The organism is Sphingomonas sinipercae (assembly GCF_011302055.1).
Classification (GTDB): Bacteria; Pseudomonadota; Alphaproteobacteria; order Sphingomonadales; family Sphingomonadaceae; genus Sphingomicrobium; species Sphingomicrobium sinipercae.
The window spans coordinates 1,787,527-1,802,469 of the sequence record NZ_CP049871.1; the positions used below are offsets into that span (position 1 = coordinate 1,787,527).

At 66.2% G+C, this 14,943-nt stretch carries 17 protein-coding genes; 9 read left to right on the forward strand and 8 right to left on the reverse strand.

The window, feature by feature from the left end; genetic code table 11:
- The first annotated feature begins 16 nt into the window (after positions 1 to 16).
- A complete protein-coding gene (gene rnd, locus G7078_RS09310) occupies positions 17 to 1,204 on the forward strand; it encodes a ribonuclease D (RefSeq protein ID WP_166095357.1) in 1,188 nt (395 codons plus the stop codon).
- Position 1,205: 1 nt separating this feature from the next.
- On the opposite strand, the gene G7078_RS09315 is transcribed toward rnd, so the two are convergent.
- Positions 1,206 to 1,661 carry an SRPBCC domain-containing protein gene (locus G7078_RS09315; RefSeq protein ID WP_166095359.1) on the reverse strand — a complete coding sequence of 152 codons (456 nt, stop codon included), beginning with the start codon at positions 1,659 to 1,661 and terminating at the stop codon, positions 1,206 to 1,208.
- A 52-nt stretch (positions 1,662 to 1,713) separates the two neighbouring features.
- On the opposite strand from G7078_RS09315, the gene G7078_RS09320 reads away from it, so the two are divergent.
- Both G7078_RS09320 and G7078_RS09325 read left to right on the forward strand, forming a co-directional pair.
- On the forward strand, positions 1,714 to 2,076 hold the full coding sequence (locus G7078_RS09320) for an ArsR/SmtB family transcription factor (protein ID WP_166095362.1): 363 nt from the start codon (positions 1,714 to 1,716) through the stop codon (positions 2,074 to 2,076).
- Positions 2,077 to 2,151: 75 nt separating this feature from the next.
- Entirely contained in the window at positions 2,152 to 3,405 is a 1,254-nt protein-coding gene (locus G7078_RS09325) for a L,D-transpeptidase family protein (RefSeq protein WP_166095364.1), read from the forward strand.
- A 56-nt stretch (positions 3,406 to 3,461) separates the two neighbouring features.
- Here G7078_RS09325 and G7078_RS09330 read toward each other — a convergent pair whose 3' ends face one another.
- Positions 3,462 to 3,890: an OmpA family protein gene (locus G7078_RS09330; RefSeq protein WP_166095365.1), complete on the reverse strand. Its 429-nt coding sequence runs from the start codon at positions 3,888 to 3,890 to the stop codon at positions 3,462 to 3,464.
- A gap of 106 nt (positions 3,891 to 3,996) precedes the next feature.
- Here G7078_RS09330 and G7078_RS09335 point away from each other — a divergent pair, with 106 nt between their 5' ends.
- Positions 3,997 to 5,652: a thiamine pyrophosphate-binding protein gene (locus G7078_RS09335; RefSeq protein ID WP_166095368.1), complete on the forward strand. Its 1,656-nt coding sequence runs from the start codon at positions 3,997 to 3,999 to the stop codon at positions 5,650 to 5,652.
- On the opposite strand, the gene G7078_RS09340 is transcribed toward G7078_RS09335, so the two are convergent.
- The 4 genes from G7078_RS09340 to thiS form a co-directional block, all read right to left on the reverse strand.
- The gene (locus tag G7078_RS09340) at positions 5,653 to 5,877 is read right to left on the reverse strand and encodes a hypothetical protein (RefSeq protein ID WP_166095370.1); all 225 of its coding nucleotides are present in this window, start codon (positions 5,875 to 5,877) and stop codon (positions 5,653 to 5,655) included.
- Positions 5,878 to 6,039: 162 nt separating this feature from the next.
- Complete coding sequence (locus G7078_RS09345; RefSeq protein WP_246166344.1) at positions 6,040 to 6,693, reverse strand: protein-L-isoaspartate(D-aspartate) O-methyltransferase; 654 nt, start codon at positions 6,691 to 6,693, stop codon at positions 6,040 to 6,042.
- A 32-nt stretch (positions 6,694 to 6,725) separates the two neighbouring features.
- Positions 6,726 to 7,517: a thiazole synthase gene (locus tag G7078_RS09350; RefSeq protein ID WP_246166346.1), complete on the reverse strand. Its 792-nt coding sequence runs from the start codon at positions 7,515 to 7,517 to the stop codon at positions 6,726 to 6,728.
- 1 nt (position 7,518) lies between these two features.
- Positions 7,519 to 7,746: a sulfur carrier protein ThiS gene (thiS, locus tag G7078_RS11025; RefSeq protein WP_166095372.1), complete on the reverse strand. Its 228-nt coding sequence runs from the start codon at positions 7,744 to 7,746 to the stop codon at positions 7,519 to 7,521.
- Positions 7,747 to 7,828: 82 nt separating this feature from the next.
- Here thiS and accB point away from each other — a divergent pair, with 82 nt between their 5' ends.
- Genes accB through G7078_RS09375 form a run of 4 tightly spaced genes read left to right on the forward strand, consistent with a single transcriptional unit; the run spans position 7,829 to position 12,396 of the window.
- Positions 7,829 to 8,338, forward strand: a complete 510-nt coding sequence (gene accB, locus G7078_RS09360) for an acetyl-CoA carboxylase biotin carboxyl carrier protein (RefSeq protein WP_246166348.1) — start codon at positions 7,829 to 7,831, stop codon at positions 8,336 to 8,338.
- 3 nt (positions 8,339 to 8,341) lie between these two features.
- Positions 8,342 to 9,721, forward strand: a complete 1,380-nt coding sequence (gene accC, locus G7078_RS09365; protein ID WP_166095374.1) for an acetyl-CoA carboxylase biotin carboxylase subunit — start codon at positions 8,342 to 8,344, stop codon at positions 9,719 to 9,721.
- On the forward strand, positions 9,718 to 11,646 hold the full coding sequence (locus tag G7078_RS09370; protein WP_166095376.1) for an MASE1 domain-containing protein: 1,929 nt from the start codon (positions 9,718 to 9,720) through the stop codon (positions 11,644 to 11,646). Before accC ends, G7078_RS09370 begins: the two co-directional genes overlap by 4 nt.
- A 54-nt stretch (positions 11,647 to 11,700) precedes the next feature.
- Positions 11,701 to 12,396, forward strand: coding sequence for a hypothetical protein (locus G7078_RS09375; protein ID WP_166095378.1), 696 nt, complete (start codon positions 11,701 to 11,703; stop codon positions 12,394 to 12,396).
- Positions 12,397 to 12,409: 13 nt separating this feature from the next.
- Here G7078_RS09375 and G7078_RS09380 read toward each other — a convergent pair whose 3' ends face one another.
- The gene (locus tag G7078_RS09380) at positions 12,410 to 13,786 is read right to left on the reverse strand and encodes a L,D-transpeptidase scaffold domain-containing protein (RefSeq protein WP_166095380.1); all 1,377 of its coding nucleotides are present in this window, start codon (positions 13,784 to 13,786) and stop codon (positions 12,410 to 12,412) included.
- 13 nt (positions 13,787 to 13,799) lie between these two features.
- On the reverse strand, positions 13,800 to 14,345 hold the full coding sequence (locus G7078_RS09385; protein WP_166091722.1) for a YMGG-like glycine zipper-containing protein: 546 nt from the start codon (positions 14,343 to 14,345) through the stop codon (positions 13,800 to 13,802).
- A gap of 195 nt (positions 14,346 to 14,540) precedes the next feature.
- Between G7078_RS09385 and arsC the strand changes: the two genes are divergently transcribed.
- Entirely contained in the window at positions 14,541 to 14,903 is a 363-nt protein-coding gene (gene arsC / locus G7078_RS09390; protein ID WP_246166349.1) for an arsenate reductase (glutaredoxin), read from the forward strand.
- Positions 14,904 to 14,943: the final 40 nt, after the last annotated feature.

Consider the following 14,943-nt stretch of genomic DNA (forward strand, 5'->3'; position numbering starts at 1 on the left):
TGGCCCGCCCTTCCTTATGAAAATCCATCCCCTGATCACGACTACCGCCGAGCTTGAAGCTCTTGTCGGCCGCCTTGCGCAGCATCCGTTCGTCGCCGTCGACACCGAGTTCATGCGCGAAAACACCTATTGGCCCGACCTCTGCCTGATCCAGGTCGCAAGCCCGGACGAGGCGGCGGCAATCGACCCCAAGGCCGACATCGACCTGAAGCCACTGCTCGACCTGATGGTCGCTAATGAAGACGTGCTGAAAGTCTTCCACGCCGGCGGGCAGGACCTGGAAATCATCCACAACCTCACCGGCAAGACCCCCCATCCCTTGTTCGACACGCAGATTGCGGCGATGGCGCTCGGGCACGGCGAGCAGGTCGGTTACTCCAGCCTGATCGAATCGATGCTCGGCCATGCGCTCGACAAGGGCGCGCGCTTCACCGACTGGGGCCGCCGCCCGCTCGACAAGCGCCAGATCGATTATGCGATCGCCGACGTCACGCATCTCGCCAAGGTCTTCCCGCGCCTGGTCGAGAAATTGCGCAAGACCGGGCGCGGCGCCTGGCTCGACGAGGAAATGGAAAAGCTCGCCGACCCGTCAAGCTTCGCCTTCGAGGCCGAAGATGCGTGGAAGCGCCTGCGAGTCCCCAGCCGCAACGCCGCCGTGCTCGGCCGGCTCAAGGCCATCGCCGCCTGGCGCGAGACGGAGGCGCGGTCGAAGAACTTGCCGCGCGGCCGGATCGTCAAGGACGATACGCTGGGCGAACTCGCCGCCCACCCGCCCAAATCGCAGGACGACTTGGGCAAGATCCGCGGGCTTTCCGCGGGATGGCGAAGCAACGACATCGGCCAGCGGCTGATGCAGGCGATCGAGGCGTCGAGCCCGCTCGAGCCGGACGAAATGCCCGACCGCGAGCCGCGCCGCCCGGGCCTGACCAAGGACGGCGTGCTGGTCGCCGACCTGCTCAAGCTGCTGCTCAAGATCCGCTCCAAGGAAACCGGCGTCGCCTCCAAGCTGATCGCCCGGAGCGACGATCTGGAAGCGCTCGCTGCCGGAGTCCGCAAGGACATCAAGATCCTCAGCGGCTGGCGCTTCGAGGAATTCGGCCGCGACGCGCTCGACCTGGTCGAAGGCCGCCTTGGCTTCGCTGTCCAGAACGGCAAGCTGAAGATGAGCCGGCTGGTGCAGGAAGAGCCCAGCGAGACGGCCTGACTTATTTGTAAGCGCCCTCGCGCAGGTTGATCCTGTGCTCGACCCACATTTTCAGTGCGGCGAGCATCTGCGACCAGCCCATGCAATTGCCGTAACTGGCCTTGACCGCCGCATCGCTCGATCGCCAGCCGCGCTCTTCGACTTCGACCTTGGTGCGCCCGGGTCGGCCGTCGACGTCGCTGAAGCGCATCGTCACTTCGATCTGATATTCCGCTTCCGGGTCGTTGGCCTTCCATTCGAACACGATCCGCTCGTTGGCGACGACGTCGGTGACGTGGACCGGGAAAGCGCCGGGGAAATCGTGGAAGTCCCAGGTCACCGTCGCGCCTTTGGCCAGCCGCGCGCTGGCGCCGCCGGTCGTGAAATAAGCGGACAGTTCCTTCGGGTCGGCGACCGCTTCGAAGACCGTCTCGCGCGGCCGGTCGACGATGATGAAAACGCGAAAAGTCGGATCCATGGCGACTCGCTCCCTGCTTGATCGCTGGGGAGATATGTTATAGTTTCATAACATGTCAATTGAAACGCAGCACAACCAGGTGTTCCGGGCGTTGGCCTCGCCGCACCGGCGCGCCTTGCTTGACGCGTTACGCGACCAGCCGCTGACGACCGGCAATCTATGCGCCCAATTCCCGGAGCTGGACCGCTGTACCGTGATGCAGCATCTCAAGGTGCTGGAGCAGGCCGAACTGATCATCGCCGAGCGGCGCGGGCGGGAACGGTGGAACCACCTCAATCCCCTGCCCATCCATGCCATCCACGAACGCTGGATCGGGCCGCACGCCGAACGCGCCGTGGGGATGCTCGCGAAGCTCAAGCACGCCCTGGAACGCGACCGCCAACTTTCACCGGCCGAAACGACACGTTCAGCCTGACGCAACCGAAACGGTCGCAGGAGTGTTCCAACGCTACATCACAACGGGAGCGCGCTGCCTTGCGGCGCGAAAATCGTGCACAAAAAATTGATCCTCAGCCTCAGCGCCTTGGCGCTGGTTACCACGACGCCCGCCTGGGCCCAGCCGCGCGGCGACGAGCCGATCGCGGTCCCGCGCACGATCAAGCAGGGTATCGACTTCGTTTACGTCGATCCGAAAATGAGCACGGTTGCAAAGCGCAAGCAGCGGCCGCGCAACTGGCTGCAGCGATTGTTCAGCGTCGGCGACCAGAATCGCCGCGGCGCGCCCAACCCGATGTTCTTCCAGCTCGCTCAGGGCCTGCAGCAATATCAGGCGGTTTGGGGCCGGCTCCCGCAGAATAAGGTTGCCGCCGGGGCCACGTTGAAGCCGGGCCAGAAAGGCGCGCGCGTCAATGCCCTTCGCCAGCGGCTCGGGCTTCCGGCCGGCACGTACGACGACGTGCTGAAGAACCGGGTTTCAACCTATCAGCAGGTGCACGGCCTCGGGAAGCCGGACGGGATCGCCGGTAGGGCGACGATCGCCTCGCTCAATCGCGGCGCCAATTATTACGCCAAGCGCATCGCCATCAATATGGAGCGCGCTTACCGGCTGCCGACCACCGGCACGTTCGACCGTTATGTGGTCGTCGATTCGGGCGCCGCGACGGTCAGCCTGATGGACCGCGACCGGCCGGTCGACAGCATGAAGGCGATCGTCGGCTCGACCAAGACCAAGACGCCGATGATGGCGGTGCTGATGCGCAACGCCAAGGCCAATCCCTATTGGAACGTGCCGCCGGAACTGACCCGCAGCCTGACCGCGAAGAAGGTCAAGGAGCAGGGCCTCTCCTACTTCAAGAACTTCCATTACGAAGTGCTGTCCGACTGGTCGCCCAACGCGACGAAGGTCGATCCCAAGTCGATCGACTGGAAAGCGGTCGCTGCCGGGCGTCGCGAAGTACGCGTTCGCCAGTTGCCCGGACCGTGGAATTCGATGGGCGAGATGAAGTTCGAAATGCCCAACGATTTCGGCATCTACCTTCACGACACGCCCCATAAGGAGCTGTTCGCCAAGGACGAACGCCACCTGAGCAATGGGTGCGTGCGGCTTGAGGATTACCGCCGCTTCGCCGGCTGGGTGTTCGGCGGCGTCCCCGATGGCGGGATGGTCGACCACGTCTTCGAACTGCCGCGCCCGATTCCGGTCTACATGACCTATCTGACGGTGTCCGGCAGCCCGACCGGGGTCACTTTCCGCCCCGATCCCTACGGCTTCGACGACCTCGCAATGCCGCAGATGTTCGGCTGATCGCGAAAAGCTGCCAATGAACGAAGGGCCGGGCAGACAATGCCCGGCCCTTTCTTTTACCAACCGGCGCCCGCGCCTACAGTAATTTCGACCCGGCGGTTCTGCGGTTCGGCCACCTTGTCGCCCGCGTCGATCAGCGGCCTGCTTTCGCCGAACGCCTCGACGGTCATCACGCCGGCGGGAACGCCCTTGTCGTTCAGGTAGGCTCGAACGTTGTTGGCCATCCGCTGCGACAGGCCGACGTTGTAATCGGCCTCACGCGGGGTGTCGGTATGGCCGGAAATCATCACCTGCGTCTGGTCGCAGCCTTTGAACGCGCTCGCCACATTATCTAGGATCATCTTCGCCGACGCCGTCAGTTCATCGCTGTCCGGTTCAAAGAACACCATGTAGGGCCCGGCCTTGCACGGTGCCGCCGCGGCTGGCTGAACGGCAAAGATCGCCGCAAGTGCGGCGAACGTCAGCTTCACGTTTAGAATTTTCATCAATCCCCCACGAACCAGCGGGCATGCGGCCCGCGCAACACAAACTGCCGCGCGCACGGGCGAAGTCAATCTGGCCGCTGACGCACGCACTCGCTATGCGCACACCATGACCACACGCACCGGCGGCCAAATCCTTGTCGACCAGCTCAAGATCAATGGCTGCGACCGCATTTTCACCGTCCCGGGCGAAAGCTTCCTCGCCGTCCTCGACGCACTCCACGACGCGCCGGAGATCGACGTCGTCGTCTGCCGGCAGGAAGGCGGCGTCGCCTACATGGCGGACGCTGATGGCAAGATGACCGGCCGCCCCGGCGTAGCCTTCGTCACCCGCGGGCCGGGCGCGACCAACGCCAGCGCGGGCGTCCACGTCGCCTTCCAGGATTCCACGCCGATGATCCTGTTCGTCGGCGACCTCGACCGCGGCGACCGCGACCGCGAAGGCTTCCAGGAAATCGACTTCACCCAATTCTTCGGGCCCATCGCCAAGTGGGCGGCGCGGATCGACGATGCCCGGCGGATCCCGGAATATGTCGCCCGCGCCTGGCGCGTCGCCACCGCCGGTCGGCCCGGTCCGGTCGTGCTGGCACTTCCCGAGGACATGCTCCGCGACGAGGTCGACGTGCCCGACCGCCCAGCCGTCCCGCCGCTGGCCGAGGCGCCCGACCCCGGCGCGGTGCAGGCCTTGTTCGAGCTGGTCAAGGAATCGTGCGCGCCAATCGCCATCGTCGGCGGCGCCGACTGGAGCCCGCGCGCCGCCCACCATTTCGCCAACTTCGCCTGCCGCCACGGCATACCCGTCGCCGCCGCCTTCCGCCGCCAGGATGCGATCGACAATGATTGCTCGGTCTATGCCGGGCAGCTCGGCTACGGCCCTAACCCGAAGCTGCAACAGCGGGTGCGCGACGCCGACCTCATCATCGCGGTCGGCGCCCGCCTCGGCGAATCCACCACGGACGGCTACAAGCTGATCGCGCCCGACCATCCCGGCCAGACGCTGGTACACGTCCATCCCGACCCCAATGAGCTCGGCCACGTCTATCATGCCGACCTGCCTATCTGCGCCGACATGGGCGAGTTCGCCGAGATGCTCGCCGGCTGGGCCGAGCCCGACCTCGTCAAGTTCAGCGCCGGCGAGGAAGCGCACCGCGAGTGGCTGGAATGGTCGGAGCCCAAGGCGCGCGAGGGCGTGGCGCTCGACCTTGGTCCGTGCGTCGCTGCAATGCGGGAGAAGCTTCCGCACAACACAATCATCTGCAACGGCGCCGGCAACTTCTCCGGCTGGTGGCACCGCTATTGGCGCTACGGCGTGACTCCGACCCAGCTCGCGCCGACCTCAGGATCCATGGGCTACGGCCTTCCCGCTTCCGTCGCCGCCGCCTTGCGTTTCAAGGATCGGCCGGTCGTCTGCGTCGCCGGCGACGGCGATTTCCTTATGAACGGGCAGGAGCTTGCAACCGCGGCGCAATATGGCGCCGACCTGCTCGTCATCCTCGTCGACAATTCGAGCTACGGCACCATCCGGATGCACCAGGAACGCGAATATCCCGACCGCATCTCGGCGACCGCACTCAAAAGCCCGGACTTCGCTGCACTGGCCCGAGCCTATGGCGGCTGGTCCGAGACAGTCGAGCGTACCGAGGATTTCGCCCCCGCGCTCGACCGGGCGATGGAGCAGCGCGGAATCCGCCTGATCCACTGCAGGACCGACGTCGAAGTGATCAGCAACGCGACGACGATTTCGGCGCTCCGCGAGCGCTCCTGATCAGTTGATCGCGGCTTCCTCCGCGGCGCGGAACAGCCGTTCGTTCAGCTCCGCCGCAAGCTCCGGCCGCTCGCCCCACAAGCGGATTGGCCGGCCGAGCGTATCGAGCCGATAGAATTCGGCGCTGGCCAGTTCGCGCAGCGGGATCGCCGGATTTCCAATCGCCGCTATCTGGTGCGCCGGGAGCGCCAGATGCGACGGCAGCTCGTCAGCAAACTTCCCCAACAATTGATTTCGGCCTCGGTTACGCGCCATCGCTTACTTCCTTGTATACACTAGGAATTTATCGCGACGGCCTAACGCGGCCTTTCGATTCGCATTAACTTAAATTGGGTCCGATCTGGCAGTCATCGCCCCGCTTTCGACTCCGTCTCGGAAATGCTTGGTCTAGTCCTCGCTCCACCCTTCCCTGCCGATCAGCGGCACGAAGCGCACCGGGCAGAGTTCATCCTCGACGATGCGCCCCTCTGCAGTGCGCGTCACCCGCACCAGCGTCTGCCCGGCCGCCGCTGCTCCGATCGGCATGACGAGGCGACCGCCGGGTGCAAGCTGCTCGAGCAGCGGCTCGGGTATGTGGCTCCCGCTCGCCGCGGCGAAGATGGCGTCGAAGGGCGCTGCTTCCGGCCAACCAAGCGTGCCGTCACCCGCGGCAATGTGGGCGTTGTTGTAGCCAAGCCGGCGCAGCCGGTCGCGCGCCAAGTCCGCAAGCTCAGGGTGCCGCTCGATCGCGAACACCTCGCCGGCGATTTGGCTGAGGATCGCCGTGGCATAGCCCGAGCCGGCACCGACCTCGATCACGCGGTCGCCCGCTTTCACGCCCGCCGCCTCGATCATCAGCGCCACGATATAGGGCTGCGAAATCGTCTGCCCGCACTCGATCGGCAGGGGGTGGTCGTCATAGGCACGAGCCGCCTGCTCGATTGAGACGAACAGTTCGCGCGGAACCTCCCGGAACGCATCGAGGATGCGCGTATCCTCGATCCCGCGATCGGCGATCTGCCTTTGGACCATTGCCTCGCGAAGGGCCGCGAAATCGTGCACCGGCGAAAAACGCTCGCGGGCCGGAACCGTTGCTAGATCAGCCCCGCCAGTGGGCTGCTCGGGTCGGCGTAGCGGCGCTTGGGCATCCGCCCGGCCAGATACGCCTGCCGCCCGGCCTCGACGGCATTCTTCATTGCCCGCGCCATCAGCACCGGGTCCTTGGCCTCGGCGATGGCGGTGTTCATCAGCACGCCGTCGCAGCCCAGCTCCATTGCCTGCGCGGCATCGCTGGCCGTGCCGACTCCGGCGTCGACCAGCACCGGCACGCCGGCGCCTTCGACGATCAGCCGGATCGTGACCCGGTTCTGGATTCCCAGCCCCGACCCGATCGGCGCGCCCAGCGGCATGATCGCCACCGCGCCGGCTTCCTCAAGCTGCTTCGCGGCGATCGGATCGTCGACGCAATAGACCATCGGCTCGAAGCCTTCCCTGACCAGCACTTCGGTGGCTTTCAGCGTCTCGCGCATGTCGGGGTACAGCGTGCGCGCTTCCCCCAGCACCTCCAGCTTGACCAGGGTCCATCCCCCCGCCTCGCGCGCCAGCCGGAGCGTTCGGATCGCGTCGTCGGCAGTGAAGCAGCCGGCGGTGTTGGGCAGGTACATGACCTTTTTCGGGTCGATGAAATCGGTCAGCATCGGCTGCGACGGGTCGGCGACATTCACGCGCCGCACCGCAACGGTGACGATCTCCGCGCCGCTCGCCTCGACCGCGGCGGCATTCTCCTCGAAGCTCTTATATTTGCCGGTGCCGACGATCAGCCGCGAGCTGAAGTTGCGCCCGGCGACGGTCCAGCTGTCCGCTTTCACTTCGCTTGCCGCATTCACTTCAACCTCCTCCGACGAAATGGACGATCTCGAACGCGTCGCCCTCGTTCACCGCGACGTCGCCCAGCGTCGATCGCGGGACGATCTCCCGGTTCCGCTCGACCGCGACTCGCTCGGGCGCGATGCCGAGCGCGCTTAGCATCGCTGCGATCGTGCATCCGGGCGCGATCCGGTGCGTTTGTCCGTTCACCTGCACGGTGAGCGATTGTGACGAAGCCGTTGCAGTCATGTCTGCGGCTCATATAGAGGCGCGTCGAGCCGACGCCACCCGCCGGCAACCCATCAGGTTTCGAATTCAACAGGGGATTTGCATGGCCGAACCGAAACAAGGCGGCGCAGCCACGAGCGCGATGCGCGTCGATTCCGCGCTGGTGCGTGAACTTGCCGAGCTCCTCAATCAGAACGAGCTGACCGAAATCGAGGTCGAGGACGGCGATCGCAAGATCAAGGTCAAGCGCGAAGCGCCGGCGGTGATTGCCGGTCCGTCGGCGCCCACTTTCGCGTCCGCGCCGATGGCTTCGCCGGCTCCACAGGCGCCGGCTGAAGGGGCAAGCTCCTCCGCCTCGTCGCAGGACCAGTCGGTCGCGGGCGAACCGGTCAAGTCCCCGATGGTCGGCACCGCCTTCCTGTCGCCCGAGCCCGGGGCCAAGCGCTTCGTCAGCATTGGCGACAGCGTCAAGGCCGGCGACACGCTGCTGATCGTCGAGGCGATGAAGGTGATGAACCCGATCACCGCGCCGTCGGCCGGCACCGTCAAGCAGGTGCTGATCGAGGACGGCCAGCCGGTCGAGTTCGACCAGGTGCTGGTGGTGATCGGCTAACCCATGCCAATCAAGAAACTGCTGATCGCCAACCGCGGCGAAATCGCGCTGCGCATTCACCGTGCCTGCCATGAAATGGGCATCAAGACGGTGGCGGTGCACTCGACCGCCGACGCCGACGCAATGCACGTCCGGCTGGCGGACGAGACGGTGTGCATCGGCCCGCCCGCCGCGACCGATTCCTATCTCAACATCCCCAACATCATTTCGGCTGCCGAGGTCGTCCACGCCGACGCCATCCATCCGGGCTACGGCTTCCTGTCCGAAAACGCGCAGTTCGCGGAGATCGTCGAGCTTCACAACATCGTCTGGGTCGGGCCCAAGCCCGAGCATATCCGCACCATGGGCGACAAGATCGAGGCGAAGCGGACCGCCGCCAAGCTCGGCCTGCCACTCGTTCCCGGCTCACCCGGCCCGCTGGAAAGCATTGCCGAAGCGCAGGCTATGGCGCGCGAGATCGGCTATCCGGTGCTGATCAAGGCCGCATCCGGCGGCGGCGGCCGCGGCATGAAGGTCGTGCCGTCCGAAGACCAGCTCGAAAGCCTGATGAGCCAAGCCGCGTCCGAGGCTCGCGCGGCCTTCGGCGACGACACCGTCTACATGGAAAAATACCTGTCCGACCCGCGCCACATCGAATTCCAGGTGTTCGGCGATGGCGAGGGCAATGCCATCCACCTGGGCGAGCGCGACTGCTCGCTGCAGCGCCGACATCAGAAGGTGCTGGAGGAAGCGCCCTCCCCGGTCATCACGCCCGAAGAGCGCGAGCGCATGGGCGAGATCGTCCGCAACGCGATGGCCGAAATGGGCTATCGCGGCGCCGGCACCATCGAGTTCCTCTACGAGAACGGCGAATTCTACTTCATCGAGATGAACACCCGGCTGCAGGTCGAGCATCCGGTGACCGAGATGATCAGCGGCATCGACCTGGTGCGCGAGCAGATTCGGGTCGCGCAGGGCGACGGGCTGTCCTGCAAGCAGGAAGATATCCGCCTCCACGGTCACGCGATCGAATGCCGGATCAACGCCGAGGATCCGCAAACCTTCGCGCCGTCGCCAGGGCTGGTGAAGAACTATGTCGCGCCGGGCGGAATGCACGTGCGCGTCGATAGTGGCCTTTATACCGGCTATCGGGTGCCGCCTTACTATGACAGCATGATCGGCAAGCTGATCGTCTACGGGACGACTCGCGAACGCTGCATCATGCGGCTTCGCCGTGCGCTTGAGGAGTTCGTGGTGGAGGGCATGAAGACGACCGTCCCGCTGCACCAGGCGATCGTTCGCGACCCTGAATTCCTGGCCGGCGACTATACCATCAAGTGGCTGGAGCGGTGGCTGGAATCCGAAGATCGCCAGGCCTCCGGGGAGCAGCCGCCTCGCGCGTGAGCAGCGATAGCGAGGCCGGATTGGCGACGGAGGGATTAGACCCCGTCCGGCACTCCCACTGGCTGTTTGCCAGCGTCCTGATTTTTCTCGGCTATTTGGTGCCGGCGGTGATGGGCAGCGAATGGTCGTTGCGGACCGGCGTCGCGCCGCCGATCTGGCCCGCCGCCGGGATTGCGGTGGCCGGCCTGTCGATCGCCGGCCTGCGCTTCTGGCCCGCGGTCGGGCTTGCAATGCTGGCGACGCTCCAGCTGACCAGCAACACGCATTCCTTCGCCGCCGACCTTGCACTGTCCCTCAGCAAGGCGGCAGCGGCCGTTGCCGGGGCGACCGTCCTGCGCCGCGTTTCCGGCGCTGCCCGGCCGAGGCTTCGGCAGCTCCGCGACCTTGCGGCGCTGCTTGCGGCAGGGATCGCGGCGGCGTTGGTTTCAGGCCTGTCGGCCGCCACCATATTCACGCTCGAAGGCGCGGTTCCCGCGACCTTTGGCGGGACTTTGACCTTCCTGCTGAATTGGACGCTCGGCGACGTCCTTGGCATCCTCATCTTCGGCGCCTTCGTCCTGGCCTGGGAAGCAGGCGGCCAAAGGCTTGGACGCAAGGACTGGGTGCATCTCGCGGCTATCCTCGCGGCGACCGCACTCGTTACCTGGCTCGTCTATTTCGCCGAGGCGCGAGTCCGCGCCTTCTACCTTTATCCGATCCTGATCTGGGCGGCATTCAACCTGCGGACGATCGGCGCGACCTCCAGCCTGGCGGTCATGGCGATCCTCGCCGTGGCCGGGACGGCAAGCGGCTTCGGTCCGTTCGCGCAGGAAAATCCGGCCGCGGGCATGCTTCTGGTCCAGCAATTCCTGGCGATCGCCGCGGCAATGACCTTGTTCGTCGCCGCGGTCAGCGAGGAACGCCGCACCCGTGCCCTGAACGAAACCGAACGGGCGGAAGCCCTGGCCGCAAGCCGCCTGGCCGAACTCAATTCCCTCTACGAAAGCGCGCCGATCGGCCTTGCCTTTTTCAGCCGGGATTACCGCTACCTGCGCATCAATCAGGAACTTGCCGGGATCAACGGCATCGCCGCGGAAGCGCATATCGGCCGGACCATCCGCGACATCGTGCAAGTCGATGCGGAGAGCGTCGAGCAAGTCATCGACCGTGTCTTCGCCACCGGCGAGTCGGTCCGCGACGTCGAGATCAAAGGCGAAACCCCGCTCCGCCCCGGCGTCACGCGCCACTGGCTGACCGGGTTCTACCCGATTTTGGACGAGGCTGCGGAGGTCCAGGCCGTCGGCATCTGGGTCGTGGAAATCAGCGAACGCAAGGCGGCGGAGGAGCGCGAACGGCTGCTTGCCCGCGAAGTCGACCACCGCGCCAAGAATTTGCTCGCGGTGGTCCAGTCGGTCGTCTTGCTGACCAAGGCCGACACCGTCGAATCGCTGCAGCAAGGCGTCGTCGGCCGGATCCAGTCGCTCGGGCGGGCGCACAGCCTGCTCGCCGAATCGCGCTGGGAAGGCGTCGACCTGGCGCAATTGGTGCGCGAAGAAATGGCCCCGTTCGCCGACAGCCAGGCGCAGCAGGTCGAAACCGATGGCCCATCGATGTTGCTCAAGCCCGCGGCGGCCCAGTCGCTGGCCCTCGTCCTGCACGAGCTTGCGACCAACGCGGCCAAATATGGCGCATTGTCCGTGCCTTCCGGCCGGCTGACGATCCGCTGGGGCCCGACCGAGCCCCCCGAGCCCGTGCTCCAGCTGCTATGGGAAGAAAGCGCCGGCCCCGCGGTCGCCGTCCCCACAGCGTCCGGTTTCGGCTCGCGCATCATCCGCACCAGCATCGAACGGCAGTTGCGCGGGACTTCCGAAACGCAGTGGGACCCGGACGGGATGAAATTCGCGATGCGGATCTCGCTCGACGTGGCGACTCGGACTGCCGAATAAGGGCTCAACCCATCGCCTGCTCGCGCGTTGTCGCCCGGTGACGAGGCGCACGCAATGAGCAGTTACCAGGCCACGGACCGGAACGGCAGGTGGAAGGCGATCGCCGCGGTCGCGGCCGTCCACGCGCTGCTCGGCGCGGTCATCCTCAGCGGCCTCAACGTCCGCCTCGTGCACCAGGCGGTTGAGCGCATGTCGACCTTCGACGTGATCGTTCCGAAACCGCCGCCGCCTCCACCCCCTCCGCCGTCCAAGGAACAGCCCAGGCCAAAGCCGTCATCGGCCGGCGCGCCGGAAAAGAAGCCCTCGCCCTCGCCCGTCGTCGTCCCGGAACCCCGGATCCCGATCCCCACCAGCAACCCGGTCGTCGCCGCCAACATCGCCGGCACGGGCAGCGCGCGATCGGGCGGTGGCGGCGGCAACGGCAATGGCAATGGCAATGGCGGCGCTGGTAACGGGGCCGGCAACGGCGGCGGCCTCCCCGCCAGGCTGATCCGCAACCTGACTCGGGGCGATTATCGCGCGGTGACCGGTGGCCGGCTGGCGTCCGGATCGGCGGCACTGGCGCTTCGCGTCGATGCGCGCGGCCAGGTCGCCGGCTGCCAGCTGATCGAATCGAGCGGGGACCCCTTCATCGATGGCGGGCTATGCGGCCTCGCGCGCCAGCGGCTGCGCTTCGACCCAGCCCGCGACCCTTCCGGCAGGCCGGTCCCCTATTCGACCAATTATCGGGCTGTCTGGCGCGTTCGATGAGCGCCGCCGCGGGCTAGTTTCCCGCCCGGACCCCGCCGCCGTGGATCTGGGCCAGGCGCTCCGCGTCCCAGCCGTACACGTCGTTGAAGTACGTGATGGTCGATCCGGTCGGCTCGGCCGTCATGTAGGTGACATAGACCGGCACCGGCCGATCCAGCGGCACCGGCAGTTCCGGGTCGCTCGACGCCGTCGTCAGCTCGTGCCCGAACAGCCACTCGCCGAAGCGCGCCGCATCCTCCAGCCGGATGCAGCCGCCGCTGAACAGGCGCGTGTCTTCGGTCAGCAACTGCTTGTCCGGCGTGTCGTGCAGGTAGACGCCATAGGGGTTGGGGAAGTTGAATTTCACCTTGCCCAGCGAATTGCCGCGGAAGGGCAACTGGCGAACCCGCACCTCGACCTTGCCGTCGGCCACGCCCTGCCAGTCGATCGTCGCCGGATCGACCGGGCTGGCGTCCGGCGACCAGTCGGACAGCACTTCATAATGATGCTGCTTGAGATATTTGGCGCCGGACTTGACGACGAACGGCGCGATCCGCTCCGCCGCAAGGTCGGGCGGGACGTTCCAATAAGGGTTGAGGTTGGCGAGCCGGATCGACGACGCCAGCATCGGCGTCCGGCTGTTGTCCTTTTGCTTGCCGACCACGACCCGCATCGAATCGACGAGCTTGCCGCCGTCGAACATGTCCAGCCGCTGCGCCGCCGCATTGACCACCACGAAGCGGTCGGTGCGGCCGGGCAGCACCCGGGCGCGGGCAAGGTTGAGCTGAAGCATTTCGCGCTTGTCGGGATCGGCATTGGCGATCAGCGCCTGGCGAAGCTGCGCGTAAGCCGGGTTCATCCAGCGCATTTCGCGGATGAAGGTCGGCAGGGACGGCGCGGCCGCGGCCATCGACAGGAGGGTCCGGGCCGGCGGTGCGACCGGGCGCAGCGACGGATCGAAGAACTCCATGCCCGCCGCCGGCGCGGCGCGCAGGTCGCGGGCGTAATCGACATAGGCGCGGCTAAGCAGCAATTCGGCGTCGCGCGCCGCCCTGGCCGCGACCTTGCGCTTGGGCGATTGCGCCGCCTGCAAAGCGCCGGCCAGCGCTGGCGAGCGATATCTGGCGGGATTGAGGCCATCGGCCTGCGCGGACGCAAGCAAGCCGAGCAGCGCCTGCCCGGCGGCATTGGGCCGTCCGCTCTCAGTCCACACGGGCGCGCCCGCGCGGGCCGCGTAAAATTCGTTGATTGAGGCATCGGCCGGCTGCGCTTGCGCCGGCTGGGCCGCGAAGGCGGGGGTCGATGCCAGGCCAAACGGCGCCGTTGCAAGCAATGCTGCAACGACGCCGCTTAGTCTTGAAAGGTTGCGCACCGGCACGAAGCCGGTGCGCATGTTACGCTTACTGGTCACTGGCGTGGCGCAATTAACCGCGCTCGCCGCTGCGAACCGGGGTGCTGTACGCCGGGGTCGTCGTGGTCGCCGGGGCGCCCTGGTAGTAACGGCCCTGGTACATGTAACCGTCGACCTGGCCGTCGTTGTTGCTGTCGTGCCAGACGGCGCCGGCAAGACCGCCGACGGCGGCGCCGACGACCGCGCCGGTCAGGACGCTGACGCCCGGGATGAGCGCGCCGGCAACCGCGCCGGCAGCAGCGCCGATGCCCGCACCGGTGGCGACACGGCCAAGCGTGTTGTCATAACCAGCCGGGGTGCCGGCATAATATTGGTTGTTGTACTGATAGCCGTCGACATAGCCGTCGTTGTTGGAATCGGCCCAGATCGCGCCGGACAGGCCACCGATCGCCGCACCGGCAATCGCGCCTTCGGCGACGCTGACACCCGGGATCACCGCGCCGACAGCAGCGCCGCCCAGAGCGCCGACACCGGCGTTACGGGCAAGGTTCGGATTGTTGGCGCAGGCGCCAAGCGACAGTGCACTCGCCGCAACGGCGGCCAAAAGAGCTTTTTTCATAGTGAATTCTCCCGTTCATTGATCAATCGGACGTGCTCCGCAGGCGCAAATTTCACCGCGCGGGGAGGATGCATGTCACGGCCCAGAAACGACGCGGCACAAATAACGTTCCGGGTTCGCGACAATCCCGGACGGCCTGCCGCGCTTGCGCAACGGCTTGGCGTTGACGGTCGCTAAGGGCTAAACCCTGTCCCTATGATGAATCGTTCCACACCAGCAACGATATTCCACAACCCGGCCTGCGGCACGTCGCGCAAGACGCTCGAGATCCTGCGCGATGCCGGGGCCGACGTGCAGGTCAGGGAGTATCTCAAGGACCCCCCGACCCGCGAAGAATTGAAGGCGTTATACGCCGCCGCGGGACTGTCCGCGCGCGAGGGACTGCGCGCCAAGGAGCCGCTGGCCGAAGACCTCGGCCTGACCGCACCGGATATCGACGACGACACCATTTTGGACGCGATGATCCGGCACCCGATCCTGATCAACCGCCCGCTCGTTAAGACCGCGAAGGGCGTGCGCCTGTGTCGCCCGCAGGAAAAGGTTCGGGAGATTCTCTGACTTTCGGCTGACAAGGCGCGAGCCAGCGGCGATACTGACG

What these genes read in the sequence shown, in the direction of transcription:
- G7078_RS09320 (WP_166095362.1), top strand. Translation starts at nt 1,714, where the DNA reads ATGTCAATTGAAACGCAGCACAACCAGGTGTTCCGGGCGTTGGCCTCG.
- accC (WP_166095374.1), top strand. Translation starts at nt 8,342, where the DNA reads ATGCCAATCAAGAAACTGCTGATCGCCAACCGCGGCGAAATCGCGCTG.
- thiS (WP_166095372.1), bottom strand. Translation starts at nt 7,746, where the DNA reads ATGACTGCAACGGCTTCGTCACAATCGCTCACCGTGCAGGTGAACGGA.
- G7078_RS09315 (WP_166095359.1), bottom strand. Translation starts at nt 1,661, where the DNA reads ATGGATCCGACTTTTCGCGTTTTCATCATCGTCGACCGGCCGCGCGAG.
- accB (WP_246166348.1), top strand. Translation starts at nt 7,829, where the DNA reads ATGGCCGAACCGAAACAAGGCGGCGCAGCCACGAGCGCGATGCGCGTC.
- rnd (WP_166095357.1), top strand. Translation starts at nt 17, where the DNA reads ATGAAAATCCATCCCCTGATCACGACTACCGCCGAGCTTGAAGCTCTT.
- G7078_RS09335 (WP_166095368.1), top strand. Translation starts at nt 3,997, where the DNA reads ATGACCACACGCACCGGCGGCCAAATCCTTGTCGACCAGCTCAAGATC.
- G7078_RS09385 (WP_166091722.1), bottom strand. Translation starts at nt 14,345, where the DNA reads ATGAAAAAAGCTCTTTTGGCCGCCGTTGCGGCGAGTGCACTGTCGCTT.
- arsC (WP_246166349.1), top strand. Translation starts at nt 14,541, where the DNA reads ATGATGAATCGTTCCACACCAGCAACGATATTCCACAACCCGGCCTGC.
- G7078_RS09375 (WP_166095378.1), top strand. Translation starts at nt 11,701, where the DNA reads ATGAGCAGTTACCAGGCCACGGACCGGAACGGCAGGTGGAAGGCGATC.
- G7078_RS09330 (WP_166095365.1), bottom strand. Translation starts at nt 3,890, where the DNA reads ATGAAAATTCTAAACGTGAAGCTGACGTTCGCCGCACTTGCGGCGATC.